This is a genomic window from Pseudomonas sp. TE9122 (assembly GCF_056278925.1).
Genome location: NZ_JBWBQI010000001.1, coordinates 1 through 26,594, shown reverse-complemented (window position 1 = coordinate 26,594; position 26,594 = coordinate 1). Strand labels below are relative to the sequence as shown.

The window sequence follows — 26,594 nt, the reverse complement described above, 5'->3', positions numbered from 1 at the left end:
ACGACTCCTGCATTGGAATGTATTCCCCTGTAGGAGCTGCCGCAGGCTGCGATCTTTTGATCTTATTGGCCGCGGATCTTTTCCACGATCGCTGTCGTCGAGCTGTTTTCCACCAGCCCCAGCACTTTCACGGTGCCGCCGTAGGCGGTGACGATATCCGCGCCGACCACCTGATCGATACCGTAATCGCCGCCCTTGACCAGCACGTCCGGCTTGACCTCGCGCAGCAGGTTTTCCGGTGTGCCTTCAGAGAAGCTGATCACCCAGTCCACCGCGCCGAGACCGGCGAGTACCGCCATGCGGCGATCCACGCTGTTGATCGGCCGGCCCGGGCCTTTCAGGCGGCTGACCGAAGCGTCATCGTTGACTGCGACGATCAGGCGGTCGCCCTGAGCACGGGCCTGTTCCAGATAGGTGACATGGCCGGCATGCAGGATATCGAAGCAGCCATTGGTGAAAACAATCCGCTCGTTGTGCGCACGGGCATCGTCAACCGCCAGCAGCAGCTGCTCAAGTCCCAGCACGCCTCGCTCCGAACCTTCTTCGCGCTGAATGGCGCGGCGCAGTTCCGGGGCGCTGATCGCTGCGGTACCCAACTTGCCGACGACGATGCCTGCTGCCAGATTGGCCAGCGCCACGGCGTGCGGCAGTTCTTCGCCTGCGGCAATGGCCGCGGCCAGGGTCGAAATCACCGTATCGCCGGCACCGGTCACGTCGAACACTTCGCGGGCGCGGGCCGGCAGATGCAACGCCGGATGATCCGGACGCAGCAAGGTCATGCCGTGTTCACCACGGGTCACCAGCAGCGCGCCGAGGTCGAGCTCCCGCATCAGGACGGCGCCCTTGCTCACCAGTTCGTGCTCATCGGCGCAACCACCGACGATGGTTTCGAACTCGCTGAGATTCGGTGTGATCAGGCTGGCACCGCGGTAGATCGAAAAGTCCTTGCCCTTCGGATCAGCCAATACCGGTATACCTTTGGCACGGGCGGCCTGGATCAGGGCCTGGTGATTTTTCAGTGCGCCTTTACCGTAATCCGACAACACCAGCACCTTGATGCCTTCAAGCAACCCGTCAACCTGCGCGGCCAGTGCCAGAGCATCGGTGGCGAACACTTCTTCGAAATCGATACGCAGCAACTGCTGGTGCCGGCTCATGACCCGCAGCTTGACGATGGTAGGTTGATGGGCGATGCGCTGGAACAAGGCGCGCACGCCGGCGCCCTTGAGACTGTTGCTCAGGCTGTCGGCGGCTTCGTCATCGCCGGTCACGCCCACCAGTGATGCCGGTGCACCCAGCGCGGCAATGTTCAGCGCCACGTTGGCGGCACCGCCCGGGCGATCTTCGATCTGCTCGACCTTGACCACCGGCACCGGTGCCTCAGGGGAAATCCGTGAGGTTCCGCCATGCCAGTAACGGTCGAGCATGACATCGCCGACCACCAAGACAGGGGCTTGATCGAATCGCGGCATCGACAATTTCATGGAGCAACCCACATACAAAATGAACAGGGGCGCGATATTAACAGGATCGCGCGCACCGGGAATACACGAGGGTGAGGCTGGCTCACCCTGGTCCGCAGATCAGGCAATGTCTTCGGCCGGAGCATCCAGCCCCATCGCATGCAGCCGCGCGTAATAGCCATTGTGAGCAAGCAATTGGGCATGAGTGCCGCGTTCGACGATCTCGCCCTGATCCATGACGAGGATCAGATCGGCCTTCTCGATGGTCGACAAACGGTGGGCAATCACCAGCGTGGTGCGGCCTTTCATGACATGGTCGAGTGCTGCCTGAATGTGCCGCTCGGACTCGGTATCAAGGGCCGAAGTCGCCTCGTCGAGGATCAGCAGCGGGGCGTTTTTCAGCAAGGCCCGGGCAATCGCCAGACGCTGACGCTGTCCGCCAGACAACAACACACCGTTCTCGCCCACCTGGGTATCAAGGCCCTGAGGCATTTGCGCGATGAAGTCCATGGCAAATGCATCCCTGGCGGCTTTCTCGATATCTTCGCGAGGCGCGCCTGCAAGATCGCCGTAAGCGATGTTGTTGGCGATGGTGTCGTTGAACAGCGTCACGTGCTGGGTCACTTGCGCTACATGGCGGCGCAGATTGCGCAGACGATAGTCCTCGATTTCGACATCATCGAGCAGGATTTCGCCGGTCTCGTGGTGATAGAAGCGCGGAATGAGACTGGCCAGCGTCGATTTGCCGCTGCCGGAACGCCCGACCAGGGCGATCATCTGACCTGGCGACGCGGTGAAGCTGATGTTTTTCAGCACTTCCCGTTCAGTGCCCGGGTAAGTGAAGCTGAGGTTGTTCACCGCCAGATGGCCACTGACCCGATCACGCTCGATCGTGCCGGTATCGATTTCCGGTTCAACGTCGAGTTGCTCGAAAATGCTTTCAGCACCGGCCACGCCTTTCTGAATGGTCGAGCTGACTTCGGACAATTGCCGGATCGGTTTGGGCAGCAAACCGGCAGCCGTGATGTACGCGACCAGATCACCGGCCGTTGCATCACCGCGCAGGAACAACACCAGGAACATCAACACCGCCATGGCGGTGTAGATCACCAGCTGCAGCATCGGCGTATACACCGCGCCAGTCTTGGTCATACGCAACTGTTTGTCGGTGTTGCTCTGGCTGGCCGCCGCAAAACGCTGCTGCTCATAAGCCTCGCCACCGAAACTGCGCACAACGCGATAGCCTTGAATGGTTTCGGAAGCCACGTGGGTGACGTCGCCCATGGCCACTTGAATCTTCTTGCTCTGCTTGCGGAATTTCTTGCTGGTGTTGCCGACCATGAACGCGATCACGGGCAGAATGGCCAGCATCACCAGAGTCAGTTTCCAGTTCATCCACAGCAGATAGGCGAACAGGAAAACCACGGTCAGGCCTTCGCGGATCACCACTTTGATGGCATCCGTGGCGGCGCCAGTGACCATGGTCACGTTGAAAGTGATACGCGAGATCAGATGACCCGAGTTATGGGTATCGAAATAGCGATTGGGCAGCACCAACAGCTTGTTGAACAGTTCGATACGCAGGTCATGCACCAGCCCCAACGAAACCCTCGCCAGGTAATAGTTGCCGAGAAACGAGCCGAGGCCTTGCCACGCTGCGATCAGGATGATCAGCAACGGCACAGCCATCAGCAATTGCACGTCTCGCAGATAGGGAACGTTGGGGAAGAGCACCGCTTCCGGGTTGCTCAGGCCATCGACAAAATACTTGAGAATCCCGGCCAGCATTGGTTGCGTGGAAGCAAAGATCACGAAGCCCACGATACTCAGCAGGAAAAGACCGATATAGGGTTTTACGTACCCCAACAGCCGAAAGTAGATTTTCAGGCTGGATTCCTGTTCCGCTTTGGGCGGTGCGTCAGTCATCGTAGAGCTCACTGGTTAAGAAGAACGCGAAATTTTATCACAAGCGCTGCCATTGGCCCGCGCCCATACCAAAACGCTGGCAAGCCCCAACGGCAGCCAGCTGATGAACCACTCGGCGCGCGGGGTGCCGGTGAGGCTGGCAGCGTCGAATTGCATCGCCAGTGTCGAGAACAGCCAGATACCGATGATCCCCCGGGCATACAGCGTTTCCCGAACTTTCCACGCTTGGAAAATAACGGCGAACCAGACGGCAGACCATAACAGCAGTCCCGGCAGACCCAGTACGATCGCAACATGGGTGAACAGATTGTGGGCGTGATCGAAAGTCATGCCCGACCAGAAAACCCGGTAGTCCCCACCCAGGCCCAACCCACCCCAGGGATGTTGGGCAATCATATCCAGAGAGGCCATCAGAATCTGCGGACGAAAGGAAACTCCGCGCGCCAGCACCAACGGCTCGAACAGCCACAGCGCCACAATCGCCACCACCAGGGCCACGGCTGCGACGATTCGGCTGTGGCGGTCACGGCACCAGATCGGCATGGCCAGGATGGTCAGAAACAACGCCAGCGCCGCGCCTCGACTCTGACTCATCAGTACAAAGATACCCAGCACCGCCAACGCCAGTGTCCAGACCCCTTGCCACATCACGCCACGCGGCGCCCACAGGGCCAGCCACACCGCCGCCAGGCCGATGACATAGCCGCCGAGGATCGGATGCGCCAGCTCACCCAGCCCTTCCACCCGGGCAGACCAGGCGTTACCTTCGATGACGTAAAACCTGACGATGGCCACCAGCGCAGTTACTGCCAATCCCAGCCCGCCCCACTGCATGAGACGAATCAATCGCTCGGGGCGTCCGCTGGCAAACACCGGAAAAAACAGCAGGAACACCACGATATACAACAGACGCTTGGCCTCGCGCCCCGTTTCCGGTGCGTTTGTCCATGCCAGACTGATCAGCGACCAGACCAGCAATCCGAGCAATGGCAGGTAGATCCAGCGTTGTTCATGGAGCACTTCTCTGACGCGGTGCCGCGCGGCCCAGCCCAGCACTAGCGCCGGCAACCAGACGAGAGCCACCAGCCCCTGCTGGTAGACCTTGTTGGTGGGCGCTACGGCAATAGCCAGTAAAAACCACAAGAGCCCCATCGCCATCCATAGTTGCGCCCAGCGTGTTTCCTGCATCAATCTGCTCCTGACAAGGGTTCGCCCATGCGACGCGGCATGGTTAAAATCGAAACTTTTCGGCATCATTGCCCGCTACTACACCCCGCACTTTCGACAAGGCTTCCTACGATGCGATGCTCCCGGCTCTCACAAGCCGCTCTAGACCAAATGATCGACGCCGCCAAAGTTCTGGAAGCGGACAGCTATGGGCCGAAAGTCTACCTGCTGCAGGATGGGAAAATTCTCAAACTGTTTCGTCGCAAAAGGTTTTTTTCATCCGCCTTGTTTCGCCCCTACTCGAAGCGATTCATCGACAATGCCGTCGAGCTGCACAAACTCGGCGTGCCGACCTTGCAGATCCTGCAGTTCTTTCGCCTTGAGAAACCAGGCATGACCGCCGTGCTGTATGAGCCTCTGCCAGGGCAAACGCTGCGCCAGATCGCCGCAAAACAAGGTTTCAACTGGACTCAGGCATTGCCGGATCTGGCCGAACTGATACGCAGCCTGCACCGCTCGGGCATCTATTTCCGCTCCCTGCATCTTGGCAACATCGTGGTCACACCAGACAACCGCATGGGCCTGATCGATGTTGCCGACATGCGCTTTACTCGCGGACCGCTGCCAAAGCGCTTGATCAAACGCAACCTGCAACATTTCGCCCGCTATATTGCGCGCGAAAAGCTGAACGACAGCTTTCCGATGCAGGCACTGGAGCGCGCGGTCTTGTCGTCATGAAAACAATGCGCGGGCAGCCTGGCTGAAGCTCGACCAGGCCTCGTCCGGAGCGAGCATCCTGTACTGCTCGGCATTGATCGCTTGAGATGAGGCACTGAAGGCGCGGTCGATGGCCTCGGCCCAGGCTTTCGTGTCATTGACCGGCGCATACCAGCCGGCGCTGCCCAGCTGTTCGCTGAACACCTCCAGATCGCTGCACAGCACCGGTACGCCGGCCATCACCGCCTCCTGCATCACCAGACCCAAGCCCTCTTCCAGCGAAGGGATGGCAACCCAGTCGAACGCACGATAAAGCTGCGCTGCTTCGCTCAGATGGCCAGTCAGCAAGACCTTCTCCTGCAAGCCAAGCGCGTCGATGCGCTGCTCCAGCGCCGCGCGTTTGGAGCCTTCGCCAACAATGACCAGGCGCAAGTTCGGGCGGCTGTCGAGTGCTGCGGCAAAGGCATCCAGCAGATAACCGAACCCCTTCTCGGAGACCAGCCGCCCTACGGCGCCCAATACTGGCGCATCGCCTTGCGGCAAACCCAACCGTGTCCGGGCGTGCTCGCGGGTGAACAGGTCAGCGCGAAACGCCTCAGGATCGAACGCACTTCGCAGCGCGGTGACAGGCATCTGCAGATCGCGGGCCAGTGAATCGGCAAGGGTGCTGGAGACGGCAACCAATGTCAGCCGGGACGCAGGGATTGCCTGGAATAGAGCCTGGTCGCCGGCATTCAAACGCGCCGAACCGTGGAAGATCACTACCGCGCGGATATGCGGCAGTTTCTTGAGGACCGGTAATAACGTGCGTGCGACACCCATGCCGTCCAGCAGCAGCAATCGAGCGTCACTGTCCACGAGCGCCTGGCGAAACCTCGCCCGCATCACGGGTTTGGCCAAACGCCAGAAATGCCGGCCCTTCAGGCGGGCTGACGATAACTGCCACTCCCGGACCTCACCGACATCCACGCCGCACTCGGCTCCCTGCCCCTGGAGCAGCCAGGTTTTGACCACCGCCGACGGCGCAGCCTGAGAGAGTATCTGCTGATGCACTTTATGGATTGATGCGAACGGAGCGCCACCGGCCCACATGATATTGAGAATATTCATAGGGCAGAAAGCCGTTGCACGGATTTGCGGGGACAAGCTGCGCGGTACTCGAACTCAGTTGATGAACCAGCCAATGCAGACTCCCAGCAACAGAAACAAGGCAAATTTGATCTGTTCGCGGCGATTGCGGCGCGCTTTGCGTTCACGCTCGACATCCGTTTGCACGTGCAGACCGAAACCGGTGTGCATGACCGCGTCTGCCTCGAGTATCAAGGCGTCCCTGTTCAGTTGTGAGTAGCGCTGTGACAAGGCCTTCTCGCCACCATGGCCGGCGAAAGGCGCACACAACCGATAGTCCTCAAGTCGACGCAACCCAGGGTTCAGCGAGAACCCCTGCCACTCCGGCTTGTCGGAAATCAGCGGATAACACGCAACGCCATCGACAATCTCGCGCGCGCCCAAATGGATGTAAGGACTGTGAACCCGCAGATCGTGATTATAGCTGCGCAACCAGATCTGCAGAATTTCCGGCCGCGCTTGCAGAATGGTCATCGAGTCTTCGACGAACCCCGGACGGTAGAACTCCCAGTCATCTTCGCAATGAAAAATGTAGGGGGTGCTGACGTGTCCGTAGGCCAGGTCGATCGATGCCAACTGGCCCAGCTTCGGACGATTGACGAAGACCGTGCAATGTTCTTTCCAGTGGGCAGGCAGAATCCCGGCAACGCCTTCGTCGCCGGCATCTTCGGTGATGAACACTTCACGAATGGGTGCCGTGTTGTACCGGTCGAAGCTATCGAGAGTGGCCTTGAGCAGATCGAGTCGACCGCAGCTGGTAACCACCAATGTAATCTGGCTTTCTTTGGAAAATTGCACCGATATCTCGTTAATCAGAAGTCGCCAGCAATATCACTGGCTATATGACACTTGTCAAATGCCCACTTTCAGGCGGATTTTTTCCAGCAGGCTCAGCGGCGCCCGATCACGCAACGGCGGCTCAAGTTCTTCAACGATGCGCTGACCGATCCGCGCGAAGCTGAACTGCTCCACCGCCAGTTCGCGACCGTTGTCAGCGATGCGTTGCGCCAGTTGCGGATCCTCGCGCAGCGTGGCCAGCTTTTCCTGCAACTGCGCGATCGTCTGATAGAACACCACGTTGTGCATGTCCTGCAAACCCAGCGCCGCAGCTTCGGCGGCGCCTTGATCATAGGCCAGCAGGACGCAGCCGCAAGCCATGGCTTCGAAGTTCTTGATCATGAACTCGCCCATGCCCACGTCCGCGCTGACAAAAAAGCGGATACGGTTGAGCGTTTCCAGGTATTCAGCCCCGGACTTGGTCCGCGTCACCAGCAGCGGCTCGACCTGGCCCAGTTCATCCAGCAGCGCCTTGCGGCCACTGTAGGCCACACTGTTGGTGCTGCCGACGAAGGCGAGTTCGATATCCCGCTCGCGCCCCTGGTCCTGCAATTGCGTCTGATCGTAGCCCTTGGGCACGAACACGGCGTCGAAGCCCTCCGAGCGCAGGCGCTCGGCCACCACGAAACCGGAACTGATCACCCGTGCCCACGGCAAACGCCGATAGTGCGCACTGAACTTGCCGGTGTACTTGCAGGGGATGTAATTCTGATAGGCATCGTGCTCCAGAATCACCAGATTGGGGATGGTGCGGATAAACCCGACCTGCCGGATCTCCTGCTTGAAGCGCAGGAAAAATACGATGCGGTCATAGCGGGAAACGTCGACTTCGCGGCGGAAATATCGCCGCAGATTGCGCTGCTCCTCGCCGCTCAACCAGCGCAGGTCGCAATCACAATGGGCGGCGACACCCTCATACAAGCGATCGAGGATGGCCCGCTGATCTTTCTGCACCAGAAATAGAACTTTCATTGTCTTCCTTGCCGCAACAGCAACCCGAGCAAACCTGAACATGCCCGCCTGCAAGACAGTCTTGCGCGGGCTCCTGTGTCGTTACAAACGCCAGAACAGTTCGTGTCGCCGAACCGCCTTGCGGAAAAATTCGTTTTCGCCATAAGGCGAACCGGCGCGCCCAGCCAGCAATCGCTGCAGGCTTCGACGCAAGCGACGCTTGAACGGCGCGGGCGGCTGCAGGTCATGCATCATGCCCAGGGCCATTGCCTTGTCACGCTGCTGATCCACGGACAACGTCAGGCATACAGGCTGCACCGGCACGCCAGCATCAAAGGCTGGCGGCAGCGCCACGCCATCGCCACTATTGCCCATCGGCCACCGGTCGTTATCGTGCAGATGGTTGGCATAACCGAGCAGCGTCGGCTGCCAGTCCAGCCCCCCCAACACTTCAAGTACAGCCTGCTGCGCACAGATGTGGTCGGGGTGCGGGTCCAGCGTCGGATGCGGCAGCACGATAACGTCCGGACGCGCGCGCAGCATTGTTTCGCGCAGATCAGCCAGCAGATTGCTCCAGGTCGGCGCGCCATCGGCGTCACTTGGCAGAACAAACCGATTGAATTGACGGAACAGACGGGTATCGCTCAAATCCGCTTCGCGCGAACCCACCGGTTGCTCCGGCTTGTCCCGCATCGCGGCCAGTTGCAGGCAGAAATAGCCCAACTGCACGCAGCGTTCCTGGGGGACACCGGCCCATTGCGGTACGGTGAGGCTGTCCCAGGCGCGCAAGCGTCCCTTCAGCCGCGCGGCGTCGACCTTGCTCATGCCCATCTGCTGATAATGTTCGGCCTCGATTTCGCCAGCGGTCAGGGTGACGATCCAGGCTTCATCGGCCTGACTGTACAACCCGAACGCCGCCAGCTCCGCATCGTCGGCGTGAGGGGCAATGACCATGACCCGCTGGCGACGATAATCAGCGTGTTCCAGCGCCCACAGTACCGGCTCGCCCGACACTCGACAGAAACGGCCGCGCAGACGCAATACTCCTTCGGACAACGCTTGCGCCTGACCGCTCAGGTTCAGATAGCGCAGGCCGCCGACACCGCGTTCAAAGGTCTGCACGTCAGGATTGGCGCCACCCGACAACTCGATGAAAGGATCAAGAAAACGTCCCAGCCAAGTGCTTTTGACCTGTACAGCCAGAATCAGCACGGCTTCGTCAGCCAGCATCACCCCTTCATCCAGACGCAACTGCTCGCCGTTCAGATGCACCTTAGGCTGCGGCGTATACGCCGGGAAGCTGTATTGGTAATCGTCGCCGGGCGCGTAGAAAAGATGATCGGCAAACCACGCCTCATGGGCGATCCAGCCGCCAATCAGCAACACCGGCGCCAGCCACCAGGCGACCAGCACGCTCAGCGCGATGATGGCGGCCAGCGCGACCAACATGGCCACGCGCTTGTTGCGTCGATGGCGTCTGAGCAATTGCTGTTTGCGGCTCATGGTCTGACTCATACGGTGAACACCGGCACAGGGTTGCACCAGCGGTCCTTGTATTCACGGTCAGCGCGACCGAACGAAAAACGCAACGGCTTGCCGAGTGCCCGTGCGTGTTCCCAGGCGCTTTGCGTATTGAGAAAGCTCAGCACGCTGCCGGGGCTGAACTCGCGGGTTTCGGGATCCACGCCGCCATTCACGTATTCGACACTGATCCATTCTGCCGCCTCAACGCGGTAGACCAATTGAATCGCAATCGGCGCATTGTTGAGGAAAATGACCGAGCCGATCAACAGCTCGCGCAGCAACTCGATGACCTCGGCCATGCGCGCCGCGCCGGTCGCCGGAAAGCCCCAGCGGCGCTGAAACAGATCGCAGTACATCGCGGCCAGCTCAACGCTGGAAAACTCGCTGACCGCTCGCACCACACCGCCCGCTTCTTCCAGCAGACGCAGCTCTCGACGCTGGTTATAGCGAAACTTTTTCGACAACTCTTCCGGCGTGCGGGCCATGGCCAGTTGCTCAGCCTGCAACTTCAGGCCACTGAAACGGCCTTCGTTGAGTGCCGACAGATAGCGCGCCCGATGCCGCAGCGGTGCCTGAGCATCGACGGCGGCCGGCAGAATCAGCTCGGCATTGCCGAGGTCGAACAGGCCTTTCTTGCCGTTGCGTTTGAGCACGTCCTTGGACAACGCCAGGTCGCGTCCCCAAGTAGCGATGGCGGCTTCAACCTCGCCCTGCTGCTGCCAGGCCAGATAACGCACCGGGATCCCGGCCAGGTCCGCCAGGCGCTCGATGACCAGCGGATGTGTCGCGACACTGCCGCCATAACGTTGCCAGGCAGTGGCGTAGGTCGAGGCGTCAACGGGCGACCAGCCACGTTCGCGCCAGCCTTGAAATCGGTTGAGCATCAGCCCCTCGTTGCCAGATCGGTAACTGGCGGCAGGCGCCAGAAGGTCTCGCGCACCGCACGGTCGGAGAAACGCTCATGCAGTCGCTCGAGCATCATCTGCGCACATTGACGACGCTGCGGCTCATCCATCGCGGCCAGATGTTGCAGCCCCTGAGCCAGATGCTCGGCATCGCCCAATGGAAACAGGATGCCCACACCCTCCACCACTTCCTTCGCCCCGCCGCACGCGGTGGCCAGCAACGGTAAGCCGGCGGCCATGGCCTCCAGCAAGACCATTCCGAACGGTTCATGATCGGAGCTCAAGGCGAACACATCGAAGGCGCGGAAATAATTGCGCGCATCGGGCACCTGACCGAGAAACAGCACTCGGTCGGCAATGCCCAGCTCACGGGCCAGCCCCTTGAGATCCTGCTCCAGGCGACCACTGCCGAGAATGACCAGCTGACTGTTGGCCGGCAGGCCTGGCAGCGCTTGGGCAAACCCGCGCAGCAACGTGGCCTGATCCTTGTCCGGGTGCAGGCGGCCGACGTTGCCGACAATCCAGGCATCCGGCGACAGCCCGAGGATCTGCCGCGCTTCTTCGGAAGGTACCTGACGGGCTTGCAGTGCAGGCACATCGATGCGGTTGTACAACGTCTGGATTCGGCTTGCCGGCCATTTCGGCAGGCAGCGTCGCATGTCGTCACGCACTGCATCCGACACGCCGAGAAGGCTCAGGCGCTGGCGGAAAATATGCGCGAACAACTTGCGCGTCCCACGCTGGTAATCGCCGAACGCGTGGTGCACACCAATGACCGGCAGCGATGTGCCGAGCAAGGCGATATAGATCGGCTTGAAGCGATGGGCGATGCAAAGACTGAAATTGCGTGAGGCGACGATCTTGCGCAGATCGCCGATAGCCCCCAGTTTCAGGCCACGAATGGCCTTGGAGCTGTACTCCATGAACAACACTTCATCGGAAGCACACGCTGCGGCCACCTCGCTATCGGCGGCCCCGGTCAGAAACACCGTGGTCACCCGATAGCCGGTGCCGGCAAACAGGCTGGCGTACTGCCGCGCGCAGTCCAGGAACGGCCCGTCATAGCCGTGACAGAACTGCAGCACATGGCGTTCAGCCGAGCGAGTCATAAGCGTTGGCGCCCTCTTTGACCACCAGAATGTCTTCCATGATCAGGTACTGCAGATCCGAGCCGAAAAACATGTTCAGCGCGTCGGTCGGCGAGCAGATCATCGGTTCGCCACGACGGTTGAGCGAAGTGTTCAGCGACACGCCGTTACCGGTGAGGTTTTCCAGCGCCTTCATCATGTCGTAGTAGCGCGGGTTGTATTCGCGCTTGAGCACCTGAGCACGGGAAGTACCGTCCTCATGGACGACTTCCGGCACGCGGGTTTTCCATTCTTCGGCGACTTCGAAGGTGAAGGTCATGAACGGCGCCGGGTGATCGATCTTGATCATCTGTGGAGCGACTGTGTCGAGCATCGACGGGCAGAAAGGCCTCCAGCGCTCGCGGAACTTGATCTGATGGTTGATGCGGTCGGCGACACCGGCCACGCTCGGGCAACCGATGATCGAACGACCACCCAACGCACGCGGACCGAACTCCATACGGCCCTGGAACCAGGCGACCGGGTTGCCGTCGACCATGATTTGGGCGATCTGCTCCGGCATGTTGTCGAGCTTGCGCCAGGTCGGCTTGTTCTCGTGACGGGCACACGCAGCAATCACGTCCTCGTTGCTGTACGACGGGCCGAGATAGACGTGTTCCATCTTCTCGACCGGTACGCCACGGGCGTGCGACACGTAAGCGGCAGCGCCGACTGCGGTGCCGGCATCGCCGGACGCAGGCTGTACGAACAGCTCTTTGATGTCGTCGCGGGCGATGATTTTCTGGTTCAGCTTGACGTTCAACGCACAGCCACCGGCGAAAGCCAGTTTGCCGGTTTCCTTGAGCACGTCGCCCAGGTAGTAGTCGATCATCTGCAACGCCAGCTTCTCGAACAGCGCTTGCATGCTCGCGGCGTAGTGAATGTAAGGTTCATCGGCGATGTCGCCTTCACGCTTCGGCCCCAGCCACTCGATCAGCTTCGGCGAGAAGTAGAAACCCTTGCCCTTCTCTTTATAGCGACGCAGGCCGATCACGTTGGCGTAGTCGGTGTTGATCACCAGCTCGCCATTTTCGAACGAGGCCAGACGTGAGAAATCGTACTTGCTGGCATCGCCGTATGGCGCCATGCCCATGACCTTGAACTCGCCGTCGAGCATCTCGAAACCGAGGAATTCGGTGATCGCACCGTACAGACCACCGAGGGAATCCGGGTCGAAGAATTCCTTGATCTTGTGGATCTTGCCGTTTTCGCCGTAACCGAAGAAGGTCGTGGCGTATTCGCCTTTACCGTCGATGCCGAGGATCGCGGTTTTCTCTTTGAAACCGGAGCAGTGATAAGCACTGGAGGCGTGAGCCAGGTGATGCTCGACCGGCTCGATCTTGATTTTCTTCGGATCGAAGCCCAGTTGCTCGAGGCACCAGACGATCTTGTTGCGGTAGCGCTTGTAGCGACGGTTACCCATCAGGATCGCATCGAGAGCACGATCCGGGGCGTACCAGTAGCGCTTGGCGTAGTGCCAGCGGGCCTTGCCGAACAGGCTGATCGGGGCGAATGGAATCGCCACCACGTCAACGTCGGAAGGTTTGATACCGGCCTGCTCGAGGCAAAATTTCGCCGATTCGTAGGGCATGCGGTTCTTTGCATGTTTATCGCGTACGAAGCGCTCTTCCTCAGCCGCCGCGACCAGCTTGCCGTCGATGTACAAGGCTGCGGAAGGATCATGGCTAAGGGCGCCGGACAGGCCAAGAATCGTCAATGCCACAGGGGTCTAGCCTCTTTAGTCTGCATGCAGGCGCGATGCGCCTTGAAAATTGATGTGCCCTCGCACAGGGCGAGTGGCAGCTAAAGGGCGGGATTATAGCGTAAAAGCGCCCGCAAGCCTCTAGCAGGAACAGGCAGTCGCCACGTTGACAGGCTTTGGACGTCGCAATAGACTCCAACTCAAATGGACTGGGGGATCCCGGTCGGCGCTAATGCCTCGGTGAGATCACCGGGGCTTTTCGCTTTTTGGAGGCGGGAAAATCTTCAAGCCCCAATTTTCGAAACCTTCTCCAGCGTTTATGCGCCCACCGCTGCAATAAAACTTGCGTTTGAGCACTTCAAAAGCGCGATTTTCCTGACCCGCCCTCAAAACACTCATACCAATGGGTCTCGCAACAAGATCAGCCAGCTGTAAGCCGGTGGAATTGACCTGCTTTGTGGCGAAGACTATTTCGAACGGCAGTTGCACGCCCATTCGATTGGCACCACCGCACATTCTGCGAAACTCTAGCTCCAACTCGTTATCTTCCCGCTTTCCTCGGCGTTCAAAAATCACATGTGTTGATGCGCGGTGCTGACCCTTCTCAGATAAAAAATCGTACAAAGTTTCAAGACAGAAGCCGAGCGCCAGATGATACGGATTCTCTAGAGAACCCTGCTTCTCGCAGAGTGGAGCCTTATCGATGACACAGCTGATCAAAACGAAATTGCTGGCCTCAATGATGCCGGTCAATTCGGCAAGAAACGCATGCTTGTGCGCCTTTGAGGTAAACAAACTAGAGAAAGCGCCTTTTTCTTTTCTAATCTCAAGCTCATGCAGCCCGATCAGATCATGTCCCATGTGATTGAACTTGAACTTCTGAACCGCTGGGATGACCTTTTCGCAATAGTGGCGCTTATGAAACACACAAAAGGCGAGTACGAAAATCGGATAGTAAGGGTCCAACCGCTGCATTCCGTGATCACCGCTTTCATCAACATAAATGACGAAATCACTGTATCTCGCGTCGGCGTGCTGAGGCTCTACGCCTTCAAGAACCTCCCGCACCTCGCCCCGATTTTCAAAACGAGAAAACTGCACAACGTCACCCGCGATTCGGGCGCCAATAGATACTGAGATTGCCATCCTCGATTTGCCGGTAAATCGTATAGGGCAAGGAAACGGTATCGAACACGGCGGATAGAGGAAGATCAAGCAACACAAAGGGCGCCAGCATACCCGTAGGATCGGGCGGCGCATTCAAAGTGCAAAAATCGAAGGCCACGCCACTGTAGATGCGCGGAATCGATTGGCAGTAGGTCTTCTTTTTGCGCAGGTCACGGGCAGCATCGGCGTCGCCCTGTAAAACGGTCGAGACACTGCCACAGCCTGAGAGCACCACAGAAATTACGCCCAGCATCAGAATTTTTTTCATGCTCAAGATTCGCCCTCCGAGATCGTCAGGCAAATTAGCATCGAGCCCGAGCAGGGCACAGTTCATGGCTTCTGGAGAAGTTGTAGGACAGATCGCTGTATTTTGTCCGCTACTGCCCACAGACTCCGTTTCGCAGTGGACCAGGTCCATTGCAAGAACGAGTCTGCTCGTGAGAAGGAATCACCCTGCGCTGGAGACTTCTTTCGGCAACCGCTGATCAATGACCTGGTACAACGCGCTGCTTTCAGGCCAGTTGCGCATGAACCGCGCGCGATCGCGGGCGTAAGCTGGGGCAAAACTGCCGACCGATGAGTGCTGACACATGGAGTCGAGGTCGATCAGCGCCCAGCGATCCGCCTGCCAGAATAGGTTGTGGCCTTTGAAGTCGCCATGACTGATGCGCTCGGCGATCAATCGGGCAAACAATTGATCAAGCGCCAGCAACTCGGCTTCCGGTGCCTGGCCATTTTCCACGTACGGCGCAAAGCGCTTGATGATGTCCGGCCCGGGCAGGAACTCGGTGACCAGATAGGCACTGCGGCGCAGCCACAAAAAACGCTTTTCCAGTACCGCCAGCGGTTTCGGCGTGGCGATGCCCAGGAACGCCAGGCGATTGCCTTCACGCCACGAATGCCAGGCCCGGCTCGGGCGCCAGAAGCGCTTGAGCCAATGGGCGAAATTCTTGATGTTGTAGCGTTTGATAACCAGAGCTCGCCCGGCCACCTCGACTCTGCCGACGCTGGCCGCGCCGCCGGTCTTGTACAGATGCCCCCGATCAAGCAAGGCGTCGGCCTGATCAAGCACCGGCAGCATGGCCGCTGCTTCTTCACGGCGAACGGCGCGCAGGGCAAATGCACCGCGCTGTACGGCAAACAGCGTGCATTCACGGCCGACCTTGTTCAGGTAGTCCCTGAGCCGCCAACTGCGCACCTTGTCGATCTGTTTCTGCAGAGCCTCCAGCGGCAAAGCATGTTCGCTGTTGCTCAACAGATAATAGACCAGCAACTCTTCGGTGAACGGCTCAAGTGACTTCGGAAGCTGAGCGAAAAACACCCCGAGGTTTTCCAGCACTTTTTGTCGGGACAGTGGCTGGCCCGCCGCTTCCGCACGAACTCCGGCGCCATCGATCAGGTACAACTGACCGCCGTGACGCAGCAGATTGTCCAGGTGCAGATCCTCCTGCCAGAGTCCTTTGCCATGCATCCGACCGATAGCGTCAAGCGCTTCGGCCAGAACGGCGGTCTGCTCATCGGCCAGTGCCGGCAGAGACTCGACCTCGGCCCAGGCATCACCGAGGCTCTCGGCACCCTCGAGGAATTCGAACAGCAGCCAGCCACCCTCACCGTCTTTCAGTCCATCGGCCAACAGCAGCGGCGTGGTCAGGCCTTGCGCTGCGAGCAGGCGCACACCGTCCAGCTCACGCTGAAAATGCCGGGCGGCCTTGCTGCCGACCAGCAACTTGGCCAATACCGGCCGACCGCGCCAGACGCCGGCGCCAACATAGCGCTGCCCGGGCAACACCCGCAGCAGGCTCAGCAACTGCAAATCCGCAACACCGGCGGCGTCCGCCAGGGTCACGGTCAGCGGCAGTGAGGGGGTACGCCCGGAGCGGGCCAGCTCGGACAATTGCATCAGCGGGTCTCCTTATGGCTGCGCCGCGCTGTCAGTCGGGTCAGCCAGCTGTCGAGCAGCGAGCTGTCAGTCGGCTGATCGAGATAAGCCGCGAGCAACTGGCGCAAGTCTGCCTCGCTCCATTGCGGCGCTCGCCGTTGCAACGGTTCCAGATCCTTGACCCGATCACGCATGCCGAACAGCAACGGCCGGGTTTTCTCCAGATCGATCAGCTGCGCCTCATAGCCGTCGCCGGTGGCGCGCAGGAAAATATGTTTGGGATAGAAACAGCCATGCACCTGACGCGCGCCGTGCAGCCGCCGCGCCAGCAGCCCGCAAGCCTTGAGAATCGCCGAATGCTGAGCGGCACTGAGCTGCGCCCAGCGCGTCAGCAACGAATCCAGGTCGCTCCAGCCGTCCAGTGCACGGGTGAGCAGAATGGCGCGTACTTCCCCGGCGACCTTGCGCTCACCGAAAAACGCCGCCTGCAACGCCGGAATGCCCAACTTGCGGTAACGGCTGATGTTGCGAAATTCGCGGGCAAAGCTTGGCTCGCCAAACGGCGCCTGCAAAGTTCGGGTCAGATAATTGCTCTGGCGCTTGAGGTAATAGCCCTGGCCCTCAAGATCGAGACGGAACACGCTGCTCCAGCCGCCACCGGCAGTGTTGGGCTCATCCACAGCTTCAAGCTGTTTGGCCCACAGTGCATCGAAATTGCCGAGACCGTGGCGCTCCAGCAGTGCGCGGTCCTGTTCGGCAAGAAAATCAGTCATTCGCGCCCCTCAAAAAATCTCACCACGTGGCGAATCCGCTTCTTGTCGGCGACATCGAGCCGATCACACTGGCGATACTGCTTGTAGAAGCGCAGGCGCTGGGTGTTGGACAGGTGATATTTGGCCAGTTTGTCGAGACAGGCGAGGTCCTTGGTGATCCGGTACTTGAGCCAGAAGCCGCGCCAGAATTCGCCGTTGGGGCAGTCGATGAGGAAGATGCGCGCCTGATCGTCGATCAGCAGGTTGCGCCATTTCAAATCGTTATGCGTAAACCGATGGTCGTGCATGGTCCGGGTGTAACCGGCCAATTGCTGGCTGACACCGTCGACCCAGGCGCGATCCTTGAGCCTGGGATCCTTGCGCTCGGCCAGCGCCGAGAGGTCTTCGGTATTGGGCAGTTCACGGGTGATCATCGCGCCCCGATCGTAGGCCGCGCCCCGCCGCTCCAGCCCCCAGGCCACCACCTCGGCAGTGGGGATGCCCCACTTGGCGAAGCGCTTGAGGTTCTGCCATTCCATTTTTACGCGCGGCTTGCCGAGGTAACGGCGCAGGCCCTTACCGGCGCCGACGTAGCGTTTGACGTAATAATTGACGCCGTCGCGCTGCACCCGAACCACCTCCGACAGCGGATCGCGGGTCAGGCGTTCGCCCTGCAAGGCAAATACGGCTTCGAGGCTGCCGAAATCTTCGGCGAGTTCGCCGTACTGCGGCTCAAGTGTCCAACCCGCCATCAGAGCGCATCCCCGTAACGCTGTTTACGCTCGTAGAGCTTGTCGGCCTTGCCTTGCAGCCAGCTCAGCAATGGCGCTTCTTCCGCCAGAATCTGCCGCAGCGGTTGCTGGAAATAGCCTTTGAGAAAACGCAGTTTGTCGCGACGGGTCAGGCCGATGTCCAGCGCCGAGAAGTACAGCGCCGCCAGATCCTTGTTGCGCCAGCGCTGAGTGATCTTTGCGCGGGTCTGGGCTCGGTGCAGATCGATCACCGAGAGTTTGAAATCCTGCGGCGTGACCGGTTTGTCGGTGTGCAGCAGAAAATGGCAAATGTAGCAGTCACGGTGATTGACCCCGGCGCGGTGCATCATCCCGGTCATCCGCGCGACTTCGGCAATCAGCGCGCGCTTGAGTGTTGGCTCCGGCGGCTGCTTGACCCAGTCAATGCTGAAGTCTTCGAGGCTGATGGTCGGCGCGAGTTCTTCGGTGACGATGAACGAATGCTGATCCGCCGGGTTGCTGCCTTTCTCGCCGTAGGCGACGGCAGTCATGGTCGGCACGCCGGCTTCCTGCAGACGCTGAATGGCTTTCCACTCCTGACCCGCGCCGAGCACCGGCAGCTTGGCGGTCAGCAGGTTCTTGAAGATCTCGCCCCAGCCGATGCCACGGTGGATTTTCACAAAAAACCCGTTGCCGTCGACTTCCGTGCGCAATGTCCGGCGCGCTTCCAGCTCGCGGTACACCTCGCCCTGCAAGCCTTCGACTTCGGCGAACGGGTCGCGTCCGGCCCAAAGGCTTTTGAACGGTTCAGCCAGCATCAACTTCATTAAGCGTGCTCCGCCAGAATCACATCCGCCGCGTGCTGCGGCATGCTGTAGAGGTCGGCCGTCTCGGCGAAGGCCAGACCGTTGCGGCTCCAGGCCGCCCGTGCAGCGTCGTCGCTCAACATCTCGGTCAGGTATCGGGTCAGCTGCGCCTGCTCGAACGGCTCGTCCAGCACTCGCCCGGCATCAGCCTCGGCGATGTAATGGGCGTAACCGCAGACCGCACTGACCAGCACCGGCAAACCGGCCACCAGTGCTTCAAGCAGCACGGTGCCAGTGTTTTCGTTGTAGGCCGGGTGAATCAACAGGTCGGCACCGAGCAGGAAACGCGGGATATCGCTGCGGCCTTTGAGGAAGGTCACATTGTCGCCCATGCCCAGCGTCGCACTCTGCATCTGGAACAATTTGGGGTCATCCTGGCCGATTACAAACAGCCGGGTGCGTTTTCTCAACTCGGCCGGCAGCGCGGCCAGCGCCTTGAGGCTGCGATCGACACCCTTGGTCTTGAAGCCGGAGCCGATCTGCACCAGCAGCAGGTCGTCGTCCTTGAGATTGAATTCCGCGCGGAAACCGGCGCGAATCTCATCGGCATCCGCCGGCCGCCGACGATCCTGGGCAATGCCCGGCGGCAGCAGGTGGAAGCGCTCGAGCGGCGTGTCGTAATACTTGATGAACAGCGGCTGCTGCACTTCGGAAATCATCAGCACTTCGGTCTTCGCGTCTTTGGCGAACACCGCGCGCTCGTACTCGGCGAAGTGGCGATAGCGACCCCAGCGGCGATAAAGCGAGTTGCGCAGATTTTGCGCCTTGTCTTCGAAGCAGCCGTCGGCGGCGTAGTAGACGTCCAGGCCCGGCATCTTGTTGAAGCCGATCAAGCGATCGACCGGACGCTTGGCCAGATCCGCTGCCATCCACGCGCTGAGCTTTTCGTTGCGACGGTGGTTGAAGAACGCTTTGACCGGCGCCACCAGCACCTCGAAACCCGGGGGCACGTCGCCTTCCCAAATCAGCGTGTAGACGCGAATCTGATGGCCGCGCTTCTGGCATTCGAGAGCGATGCGCATGAAGTCGCGCTGCAAGCCACCGAACGGGAAATATTTGTACAGGACAAATGCCAATTGCATCAGCGCAGCTCCTCAGCCATTAACAACGTGCTCAGTCGGCTGGCGACACGCTCGGGGTTCACACGCGTGAAGCACAAAGGCTGCTCGCGTTTCAGGTCAAACTGACGGGCATCCTGCGCGGTCGGTTGATAGGTACATTTTTTCTGCATGCAGGGCGCGCACGGGAAGTCGCTGGCCAGATGAATCTGCAGCTTGCCGTAAGCGCCGGTCAGGCCCGGGTTGGTCGGGCCGAACAACGAGATGGTCGGCACATCCAGCGCAGCGGCCAGATGGCCGAGCCCGGTGTCCACCGCCACGCAAGCCTGCGCGCCGGCGAGCACTTTGCCAACGCCAGCCAGATTGAGTTTCGGCAGCACCTCAGCGTGCTTGAAGCCGGCGGCGATGCGTTCGGCACGGGCCTTTTCCTGTGGGTTGCCCCACGGCAGCTTCACGCCAACGCCGAGGTAGCCGACCCGCTCGGTCAGCTCGCGCCAGTAGTGTTCCGGCCAGTGCTTGGTGTCCCAAGTGGTGCCGTGGAGGAACACCACGTAAGCGTTCTTGCGTGGCAACTCGACCAGTCGCTCGACGTTGAGGCCGTAATCGCCGAGGCCTTTGGGCAAGTCGTAACCCAGAGCGATGGCGAATAACTGGCGTACGCGCTCGACGGCGTGCTGACCACGGGCGACAGCGAGTTTGCGATCGTAGAAGCGCGCGGCTATCGGTTCGCGCGCGGAGGTTTTATCGAGGCCGGCCACCGGGGCTTTGACGTAGCGGGTCAGCCAGGCACTTTTCAGCAGGCCTTGAGCGTCGATCATCAGATCGTATTTATTGGCGCGCACGCTTTGCTTGAAGCGTTTCCACTCGCCGCTGGTGATGGTTTTCCAAAGATTCTTGCGCCAGCGGCGGATCGCCACCGGAATCACTTTATCGACCGCCGGGTGCCAGCTCGGAATCTCGGCGAAGCCCTCTTCCACCACCCAGTCGAACTTGATCCCCGGGATCGCGCGTGCAGCATCGGTCAGCGCCGGCAACGCGTGAATCACGTCGCCCAGCGATGAGGTCTTGATCAACAATACCCGCAAGTTAATGAACCTCGACCACGGAGCCCTGCAACTTCTGCAAGGCATCGTTGACCGCTTCCGGCATCAACTGACGCAGGCAGTTGTAATGGCCGAACCGGCAAGTGCGATCAAAGCACGGGCTGCATTCGATGCCCAGGCGCACGATCTCGACCTGCTCAGCCAGCGGCGGGGTGAAGCCCGGCGAGGTCGAGCCGTATACCGCGACCAGCGGACGATTCAATGCCGCAGCGACGTGCATCAGGCCGGAGTCATTGGACACAACGGAATCGGCGCAGGACAGCAGGTCAATGGCCTCGGCCAGCGAGGTGCCGCCGCTGAGGTTGACCGATTCTTCGCGCAGGCCCGGGATCAAACGTGCGCGGATATCTTCACCGACAGCGTGATCGTTTTTCGAGCCGAACAGCCACACCTGCCAGCCTTCGCGGATGCGCGCTTCGGCGACCTTGGCGTAATGCTCGGACGGCCAGCGCTTGGATTCGCCAAACTCGGCGCCGGGGCACAGGGCCAGGACCGGGCGATCGAGGCTCAGGCCGAACTTGACCAGTGCCGCCTCGCGGGTCACCGGGTCGATTTGCAGACTCGGGCGCGGGTACGGCTTCGGCAGCTCGGCGTTGGCTTCATAGGCCAAGGCCATGAAGCGCTCGATCATCAGCGGGTAGCGTTCTTTGTCGAGAGTGCGCACGTCGTTGAGCAGGCCATAGCGGAATTCGCCGCGCCAGCCAGTGCGTTTCGGGATGCCGGCGAAAAACGGCACCAGCGCCGACTTCAGCGAGTTGGGCAGCAGGATCGCCTGATCGTACTGACCGCGCAGAGATTTGCCGATGCGCCGGCGCGTCGCCAGTTCCAGCGCGCCATGGCCGAGCGGGAAGCTCAAGGCCTTGCGTACCTCGGGCATGCGCTCAAGGATCGGCCGGCTCCACTCGGGGGCCAGCACGTCGATTTCGCACTGTGGGTGGCGCTGCTTGAGACACTGAAACAGTGTCTGCGCCATCACCATGTCACCGACCCAACTGGGCCCAACGATCAGAATATTCATGTGGTTTCCAAAAACGAACCGGGGAGGCATTTACGCCTCCCCGCCTCGAGAATTCTACAAACACTGTAGATCTACTGTGGGAGCGGGCTTGCCCGCGATGGGGTCTTCACATTCAACATTATTGTCGTCTGATACTCCGCTATCGCTGGCAAGCCAGCTCCCACAGGGTTTTGCATCTGTTTCAACATCTGCATTTCAGCGCAGATCACTGTGGGAGCGAGCTTGCTCGCGAAGGGGCCATCACATCCGACATCGGTGTCGTCTGACACTCCGCCTTCGCGAGCAAGCTCGCTCCCACAGGGTATTGGGTGCTGCATAAACCGCTTTCAGCTTAGCCCCATCTCTTTCCAGATCCGCAAAACCTGCCGGCGTTCGTCGGCAAACTGGTCGCCCGGTATCACCCCGGCGTCCTTCTGCAAGGCCTGCCGGTGGGCGGCGGAGCGATAGGCTTTGTAGGCCTCGCGCAACAGACTGGCATCTTCTGCGGGCATCAGCCCTTCGTGTTCCAGCTCTTCCAGAATGCGGATGTTATCGGTCCAGCGCAGCAGCGGCGGATGGCTGTGCGACCACGCCAGGGCCGCGTATTGCACCATAAATTCAATATCGACGATACCTCCGGCGTCCTGCTTGAGGTCGAACGGCACGCCCGCGTCGAACGCATTCGCCGCCGTGCCGGCTGCGGTGCTGCGGGTGCCGAGGTTATCGCGCATCTTGGCGCGCATCTCGCTGACTTCCTGTTGCAGTTTGGCCAGATCCCGTGGTTTGCCCAACACCTGCGCGCGGACTTTTTCAAAAGCCTGGCCAACATCCTGACTGCCCACCAGCACGCGCGCGCGCACCAAGGCCTGATGCTCCCACGTCCAGGCTTCGTTTTCCTGATAGCGCGCGAATGCGCCGAGGGAGCTCACCAACAGCCCGGAAGCGCCGGACGGCCGCAGGCGCATATCCACTTCATACAGCTGGCCGGAATTGGTCTGCGCTGTGAGCAGATGAATGATCCGCTGCCCCAGGCGCGTGAAGAACTGCGCGCCGTCGATGGATTTCGGCCCGTCGGTTTCCGCCTGCGGATCGCCGTCATGGATGAACACCAGATCCAGATCGGAACCATGCCCCAATTCGATACCGCCGACTTTGCCATAACCGACAATGATGAAGCCGGGATCGCACAGCGTGCCGTCGGTGCGCAGCGGCGTGCCGTACTTGGCCACGGTCTGCCGCCAGGCCAGGGCCAGCACTTGTTCGAGAATCGCCTCGGCCAGCCAGGTCAGGTAATCGCTGACTTTCATCAACGGCAGACTGCCGGCGATTTCCGAGGCGGCGACGCGCAAGCGGTGCGCCAGTTTGAAATGGCGCAGGGCTTCCATTTGCTGCTCGAGGTCGTCTTCGGGAATTCGCGTCAGGCGTTCGCGCAACTCGGCCGCCAGTTCCGGCGCCAGCGGCGGCTTGAACAGCCGGCCCTCGTTAAGCAATTCGTCGAGCAGCAGCGGGAAGCGCGTGATCTGCTCGGCAATCCACGGGCTCGCCGCACACAAAGTCAGCAGGCGGCGCAGCGCGCCGGGGTTTTCCGTGAGCAAAACCAGATACGCCGAACGCCGCGCCACCGCCTCCACCAGCGGCAGCACGCGCTCGAGCACCAGATCGGGATTTTCATGCTCCACCGCTTGCGCGAGCAGTCGCGGAATAAAAGCATCGAGACGCTCGCGCCCCAGCCGCTGCATCGCGCGCAATTGCGGACTGCCACGCAAACCGGCCAGCGCTTTCAGGGCTTTGCCGGCATCGACGAAACCTCCCTCCTGCAACTGTCGGCACGCGGCCTCTTCGTCCTGTTCTTCCTCCCACAGCGGCAGCCATTCGCCACCGACCACCACTTCGCTTTCGCCGCCCTCTTCTTCGTCGGGATCGGCGATCACCTGGGCGAAATGCCAGGCTACGCGCCCGCGCCAGTACATCAGCTGTTGGTGGAACGCCGGCCAATCGGCGAAACCCAGCATGAAGGCGATCCGCGCCTGATCCTGCGCGCTGTCCGGCAGCATCTGCGTCTGACGGTCGGCAATCGCTTGAATGGCATGTTCGGTGTAACGCAGAAACTCGTAACCCTCGCGCAGTTCACTGACCACCGCCGGCGGCAGATAGCCCTGCCCTTCCAGCGTGCTCAGCACCTTTAATAGAGGACGCTGTTGCAGGCTCAGATCGCGGCCACCGTGGATCAACTGAAAGGCCTGAGCGATGAACTCGACTTCACGAATGCCGCCGGAGCCGAGCTTGATGTTGTCGGCCATGCCTTTGCGCCGCACTTCCTGCTGGATCAGCTGCTTCATGGTGCGCAGCGCTTCGATCGCCGAAAAATCCAGGTAACGGCGGTAGACGAACGGCCGCAGCATGTCGAGCAACTGCGCGCCGGCAACCTGATCGCCAGCCACCACCCGCGCCTTGATCATCGCGTAGCGTTCCCAGTCGCGGCCCTGATCCTGGTAATACTGCTCCAGCGCATTGAAGCTGAGCACCAGCGCGCCGGACGATCCGTAGGGGCGCAGGCGCATGTCGACGCGAAACACGAAGCCGTCGACGGTCATCGGATCGAGGGCCTTGATCAGACGCTGGCCGAGGCGGATGAAGAATTCCTGATTATCCAGCGAGCGTTTCACGCCGACGGTTTCGCCGCCTTCGGGGTAGGCGAAGATCAGGTCGATGTCGGAAGACAGATTCAGCTCGACCGCGCCGAGCTTGCCCATGCCGAGAATGACCATCTGCTGCGGCTCACCGCTGCGCCGGCCGGTGGGTGTGCCGAATTGCTCGCAATGGCGGCTGTACAGCCATTGATAAGCCTGATCGATGGTGGCGTCGGCCATGTCCGAGAGGTCACGGCAGGTCTGCACCAGATCGGCCTGACGGGTCAGGTCGCGCCAGATGATCCGCACCTGATGCCGTGCACGCTGACGGCGCAAGGCGCGGCCGACTTCGTCTTCGCTCTGCGCGCAGTTCACGGCGGCGGCGATCTGTGCGCACAGTTCGCCGGGCGCGAACGCCCGATCAAGTTCGCCGGACGCCACCAGCGACAGCAACATCAAAGGGTCACGAATGCTCTGTTCAATGACAAATTCGCTGGCGGCGCTGACGCGGGCGAATTGCGCCCAGCGCTCCGACGTCCAGTTCGACAGGCCGTGATCGTCTTCAAGGGCGGCGACGGACGTACGGAACGACTGCTCGGATCGGCTGACCAACGGCAGGAGAATGGCGGGCAGTTCGGCAAGCACGGGCAGGGTCATGGTCTATCCTTGATCGGCGTAATAAGGGCCGCTTGTAGTGAATGATGAAAACCCGCTACGTGAAGGACTGTCGAACAAAAGTTAGAAATAGCTGAAATTTCTTCTTCTTTGGCATCCAGCATCAAACTTTCACCTTATTCGGATGGAAATCGACCCGCCTTAACGATTATTCTCACAACGCAGTCGGAGGCCACAAGCCTTTCATCTGTAGTTTTACTACTCGTCTATACATTCGAAAGGCTGAAATGCCGGAAGATTTGTAGTAAAACTACACGCCGCCGGAACAACCTGTCGGCAATCCAAGAATTTTAAATCGTCTGCCCACAAGGCCAGTCGCAAACTCAGGCAACCGATTCTGGAAGCCTTTCCGCCCTGGAGCAAGCCATGCAAGACCTCGATCCCGTCGAAACCCAGGAATGGCTGGACGCCCTGGAATCGGTTCTCGACAAAGAAGGCGAAGACCGTGCTCACTATCTGATGACCCGTATGGGCGAACTCGCGACCCGCAGCGGCTCGCAGCTCCCTTACGCGATCACCACGCCTTACCGCAACACGATCCCCGTTACCCACGAAGCACGCATGCCTGGCGACCTGTTCATGGAACGCCGCATTCGCTCGCTGGTACGCTGGAACGCGATGGCCATGGTAATGCGCACGAACCTGCGAGATTCGGACCTGGGTGGTCACATCTCCAGCTTCGCTTCCAGTGCGACCCTGTATGACATCGGCTTCAACTATTTCTTCCAGGCCCCGACCGACGAACATGGCGGCGACCTGATCTACTTCCAGGGCCACACCTCGCCAGGCGTTTACGCCCGCGCATTCATGGAAGGCCGCATCACCGAAGACCAGATGAACAACTTCCGTCAGGAAGTCGATGGTCAAGGCCTGTCGTCCTATCCGCACCCTTGGCTGATGCCTGACTTCTGGCAGTTCCCGACCGTATCGATGGGTCTGGGTCCGATCCAGGCGATCTACCAGGCGCGCTTCATGAAGTACCTGGAGCACCGCGGTTTCATCCAGCCGGGCAAACAGAAAGTCTGGTGCTTCCTGGGCGACGGCGAGTGCGACGAGCCGGAATCCCTGGGCGCGATCTCCCTGGCCGGCCGCGAGAAGCTGGACAACCTGATCTTCGTCATCAACTGCAACCTGCAGCGCCTCGACGGCCCGGTTCGCGGCAACGGCAAGATCATCCAGGAACTCGAAGGCGTGTTCCGTGGTGCGCAGTGGAACGTGACCAAAGTCATCTGGGGCCGTTTCTGGGACCCGCTGCTGGCCAAAGACGTCGACGGCATCCTGCAACGCCG

At 60.3% G+C, this 26,594-nt stretch carries 22 protein-coding genes and 1 pseudogene; 2 read left to right on the top strand and 21 right to left on the bottom strand.

The window, feature by feature from the left end:
• Positions 1 to 62: 62 nt before the first annotated feature.
• The 3 genes from hldE to ACZ9BE_RS00105 all read right to left on the bottom strand — a co-directional run bounded on the left by hldE (position 63) and on the right by ACZ9BE_RS00105 (position 4,577).
• Positions 63 to 1,484: a bifunctional D-glycero-beta-D-manno-heptose-7-phosphate kinase/D-glycero-beta-D-manno-heptose 1-phosphate adenylyltransferase HldE gene (hldE, locus tag ACZ9BE_RS00115; RefSeq protein ID WP_476248778.1), complete on the bottom strand. Its 1,422-nt coding sequence runs from the start codon at positions 1,482 to 1,484 to the stop codon at positions 63 to 65.
• Between the two features lie 99 nt (positions 1,485 to 1,583).
• A complete protein-coding gene (gene msbA / locus ACZ9BE_RS00110; protein ID WP_016771984.1) occupies positions 1,584 to 3,389 on the bottom strand; it encodes a lipid A export permease/ATP-binding protein MsbA in 1,806 nt (601 codons plus the stop codon).
• Between the two features lie 15 nt (positions 3,390 to 3,404).
• Positions 3,405 to 4,577: an O-antigen ligase family protein gene (locus tag ACZ9BE_RS00105; RefSeq protein ID WP_095180985.1), complete on the bottom strand. Its 1,173-nt coding sequence runs from the start codon at positions 4,575 to 4,577 to the stop codon at positions 3,405 to 3,407.
• Between the two features lie 150 nt (positions 4,578 to 4,727).
• Here ACZ9BE_RS00105 and ACZ9BE_RS00100 point away from each other — a divergent pair, with 150 nt between their 5' ends.
• Positions 4,728 to 5,294, top strand: a complete 567-nt coding sequence (locus tag ACZ9BE_RS00100; RefSeq protein ID WP_224787295.1) for a lipopolysaccharide kinase InaA family protein — start codon at positions 4,728 to 4,730, stop codon at positions 5,292 to 5,294.
• On the opposite strand, the gene ACZ9BE_RS00095 is transcribed toward ACZ9BE_RS00100, so the two are convergent.
• The 18 genes from ACZ9BE_RS00095 to ACZ9BE_RS00010 form a co-directional block, all read right to left on the bottom strand.
• Positions 5,289 to 6,383, bottom strand: a complete 1,095-nt coding sequence (locus ACZ9BE_RS00095) for a glycosyltransferase (RefSeq protein WP_252887213.1) — start codon at positions 6,381 to 6,383, stop codon at positions 5,289 to 5,291. The genes ACZ9BE_RS00100 and ACZ9BE_RS00095 overlap by 6 nt on opposite strands.
• A 54-nt stretch (positions 6,384 to 6,437) precedes the next feature.
• Entirely contained in the window at positions 6,438 to 7,199 is a 762-nt protein-coding gene (locus ACZ9BE_RS00090) for a glycosyltransferase family 2 protein (protein WP_252887212.1), read from the bottom strand.
• A gap of 54 nt (positions 7,200 to 7,253) precedes the next feature.
• Entirely contained in the window at positions 7,254 to 8,210 is a 957-nt protein-coding gene (locus tag ACZ9BE_RS00085; protein ID WP_095180987.1) for a glycosyltransferase, read from the bottom strand.
• A gap of 81 nt (positions 8,211 to 8,291) precedes the next feature.
• Positions 8,292 to 9,692 (bottom strand): PIG-L deacetylase family protein, encoded by a 1,401-nt coding sequence (locus ACZ9BE_RS00080; RefSeq protein WP_252887944.1) that lies wholly within the window; start codon positions 9,690 to 9,692, stop codon positions 8,292 to 8,294.
• A gap of 8 nt (positions 9,693 to 9,700) precedes the next feature.
• Positions 9,701 to 10,597 (bottom strand): antimicrobial resistance protein Mig-14, encoded by an 897-nt coding sequence (locus ACZ9BE_RS00075; protein ID WP_476248777.1) that lies wholly within the window; start codon positions 10,595 to 10,597, stop codon positions 9,701 to 9,703.
• Positions 10,597 to 11,727, bottom strand: coding sequence for a glycosyltransferase (locus ACZ9BE_RS00070; RefSeq protein ID WP_252887211.1), 1,131 nt, complete (start codon positions 11,725 to 11,727; stop codon positions 10,597 to 10,599). The genes ACZ9BE_RS00075 and ACZ9BE_RS00070 overlap by 1 nt, the downstream gene beginning before the upstream one ends.
• A complete protein-coding gene (locus ACZ9BE_RS00065) occupies positions 11,711 to 13,468 on the bottom strand; it encodes a carbamoyltransferase family protein (protein ID WP_056787479.1) in 1,758 nt (585 codons plus the stop codon). Before ACZ9BE_RS00065 ends, ACZ9BE_RS00070 begins: the two co-directional genes overlap by 17 nt.
• A gap of 225 nt (positions 13,469 to 13,693) precedes the next feature.
• Entirely contained in the window at positions 13,694 to 14,593 is a 900-nt protein-coding gene (locus tag ACZ9BE_RS00060; protein ID WP_256808331.1) for a DUF3800 domain-containing protein, read from the bottom strand.
• Complete coding sequence (locus tag ACZ9BE_RS00055) at positions 14,553 to 14,882, bottom strand: YceK/YidQ family lipoprotein (protein ID WP_476248776.1); 330 nt, start codon at positions 14,880 to 14,882, stop codon at positions 14,553 to 14,555. The genes ACZ9BE_RS00060 and ACZ9BE_RS00055 overlap by 41 nt, the downstream gene beginning before the upstream one ends.
• Before the next feature lie 180 nt (positions 14,883 to 15,062).
• Positions 15,063 to 16,514 carry a lipopolysaccharide kinase InaA family protein gene (locus tag ACZ9BE_RS00050; RefSeq protein WP_476248775.1) on the bottom strand — a complete coding sequence of 484 codons (1,452 nt, stop codon included), beginning with the start codon at positions 16,512 to 16,514 and terminating at the stop codon, positions 15,063 to 15,065.
• The gene (locus ACZ9BE_RS00045; RefSeq protein WP_252885202.1) at positions 16,514 to 17,266 is read right to left on the bottom strand and encodes a lipopolysaccharide kinase InaA family protein; all 753 of its coding nucleotides are present in this window, start codon (positions 17,264 to 17,266) and stop codon (positions 16,514 to 16,516) included. Before ACZ9BE_RS00045 ends, ACZ9BE_RS00050 begins: the two co-directional genes overlap by 1 nt.
• Positions 17,263 to 17,997, bottom strand: a complete 735-nt coding sequence (locus ACZ9BE_RS00040; RefSeq protein ID WP_041477623.1) for a lipopolysaccharide kinase InaA family protein — start codon at positions 17,995 to 17,997, stop codon at positions 17,263 to 17,265. Before ACZ9BE_RS00040 ends, ACZ9BE_RS00045 begins: the two co-directional genes overlap by 4 nt.
• On the bottom strand, positions 17,997 to 18,803 hold the full coding sequence (gene rfaP, locus ACZ9BE_RS00035) for a lipopolysaccharide core heptose(I) kinase RfaP (RefSeq protein WP_056787471.1): 807 nt from the start codon (positions 18,801 to 18,803) through the stop codon (positions 17,997 to 17,999). The genes ACZ9BE_RS00040 and rfaP overlap by 1 nt, the downstream gene beginning before the upstream one ends.
• A complete protein-coding gene (locus tag ACZ9BE_RS00030) occupies positions 18,803 to 19,924 on the bottom strand; it encodes a glycosyltransferase family 4 protein (RefSeq protein ID WP_310219249.1) in 1,122 nt (373 codons plus the stop codon). Before ACZ9BE_RS00030 ends, rfaP begins: the two co-directional genes overlap by 1 nt.
• Complete coding sequence (waaC, locus tag ACZ9BE_RS00025) at positions 19,924 to 20,985, bottom strand: lipopolysaccharide heptosyltransferase I (protein WP_476248774.1); 1,062 nt, start codon at positions 20,983 to 20,985, stop codon at positions 19,924 to 19,926. Before waaC ends, ACZ9BE_RS00030 begins: the two co-directional genes overlap by 1 nt.
• A 1-nt stretch (position 20,986) precedes the next feature.
• Positions 20,987 to 22,021, bottom strand: coding sequence for a lipopolysaccharide heptosyltransferase II (waaF, locus tag ACZ9BE_RS00020; RefSeq protein WP_236168154.1), 1,035 nt, complete (start codon positions 22,019 to 22,021; stop codon positions 20,987 to 20,989).
• Between the two features lie 326 nt (positions 22,022 to 22,347).
• Complete coding sequence (gene glnE, locus ACZ9BE_RS00015) at positions 22,348 to 25,287, bottom strand: bifunctional [glutamate--ammonia ligase]-adenylyl-L-tyrosine phosphorylase/[glutamate--ammonia-ligase] adenylyltransferase (protein ID WP_095180994.1); 2,940 nt, start codon at positions 25,285 to 25,287, stop codon at positions 22,348 to 22,350.
• Complete coding sequence (locus ACZ9BE_RS00010) at positions 25,284 to 25,409, bottom strand: hypothetical protein (protein WP_256584330.1); 126 nt, start codon at positions 25,407 to 25,409, stop codon at positions 25,284 to 25,286. Before ACZ9BE_RS00010 ends, glnE begins: the two co-directional genes overlap by 4 nt.
• Before the next feature lie 262 nt (positions 25,410 to 25,671).
• Between ACZ9BE_RS00010 and aceE the strand changes: the two are divergent.
• Positions 25,672 to 26,594, top strand: a pseudogene (aceE, locus tag ACZ9BE_RS00005) (pyruvate dehydrogenase (acetyl-transferring), homodimeric type); the annotation flags it as partial.

Excerpts from the sequence above, each read along its gene's own strand:
- ACZ9BE_RS00050 (WP_476248775.1), bottom strand. The coding sequence starts at position 16,514 with ATGCAATTGTCCGAGCTGGCCCGCTCCGGGCGTACCCCCTCACTGCCG.
- glnE (WP_095180994.1), bottom strand. The coding sequence starts at position 25,287 with ATGACCCTGCCCGTGCTTGCCGAACTGCCCGCCATTCTCCTGCCGTTG.
- msbA (WP_016771984.1), bottom strand. The coding sequence starts at position 3,389 with ATGACTGACGCACCGCCCAAAGCGGAACAGGAATCCAGCCTGAAAATC.
- ACZ9BE_RS00070 (WP_252887211.1), bottom strand. The coding sequence starts at position 11,727 with ATGACTCGCTCGGCTGAACGCCATGTGCTGCAGTTCTGTCACGGCTAT.
- ACZ9BE_RS00055 (WP_476248776.1), bottom strand. The coding sequence starts at position 14,882 with ATGAAAAAAATTCTGATGCTGGGCGTAATTTCTGTGGTGCTCTCAGGC.
- rfaP (WP_056787471.1), bottom strand. The coding sequence starts at position 18,803 with ATGAAGTTGATGCTGGCTGAACCGTTCAAAAGCCTTTGGGCCGGACGC.
- ACZ9BE_RS00105 (WP_095180985.1), bottom strand. The coding sequence starts at position 4,577 with ATGCAGGAAACACGCTGGGCGCAACTATGGATGGCGATGGGGCTCTTG.
- ACZ9BE_RS00095 (WP_252887213.1), bottom strand. The coding sequence starts at position 6,383 with ATGAATATTCTCAATATCATGTGGGCCGGTGGCGCTCCGTTCGCATCA.
- ACZ9BE_RS00060 (WP_256808331.1), bottom strand. The coding sequence starts at position 14,593 with ATGGCAATCTCAGTATCTATTGGCGCCCGAATCGCGGGTGACGTTGTG.
- ACZ9BE_RS00010 (WP_256584330.1), bottom strand. The coding sequence starts at position 25,409 with ATGCTGGATGCCAAAGAAGAAGAAATTTCAGCTATTTCTAACTTTTGT.
- ACZ9BE_RS00045 (WP_252885202.1), bottom strand. The coding sequence starts at position 17,266 with ATGACTGATTTTCTTGCCGAACAGGACCGCGCACTGCTGGAGCGCCAC.
- hldE (WP_476248778.1), bottom strand. The coding sequence starts at position 1,484 with ATGAAATTGTCGATGCCGCGATTCGATCAAGCCCCTGTCTTGGTGGTC.
- ACZ9BE_RS00040 (WP_041477623.1), bottom strand. The coding sequence starts at position 17,997 with ATGGCGGGTTGGACACTTGAGCCGCAGTACGGCGAACTCGCCGAAGAT.
- ACZ9BE_RS00030 (WP_310219249.1), bottom strand. The coding sequence starts at position 19,924 with ATGCAATTGGCATTTGTCCTGTACAAATATTTCCCGTTCGGTGGCTTG.
- ACZ9BE_RS00100 (WP_224787295.1), top strand. The coding sequence starts at position 4,728 with ATGATCGACGCCGCCAAAGTTCTGGAAGCGGACAGCTATGGGCCGAAA.
- ACZ9BE_RS00080 (WP_252887944.1), bottom strand. The coding sequence starts at position 9,692 with ATGAGCCGCAAACAGCAATTGCTCAGACGCCATCGACGCAACAAGCGC.
- ACZ9BE_RS00075 (WP_476248777.1), bottom strand. The coding sequence starts at position 10,597 with ATGCTCAACCGATTTCAAGGCTGGCGCGAACGTGGCTGGTCGCCCGTT.
- waaF (WP_236168154.1), bottom strand. The coding sequence starts at position 22,021 with ATGAATATTCTGATCGTTGGGCCCAGTTGGGTCGGTGACATGGTGATG.
- ACZ9BE_RS00085 (WP_095180987.1), bottom strand. The coding sequence starts at position 8,210 with ATGAAAGTTCTATTTCTGGTGCAGAAAGATCAGCGGGCCATCCTCGAT.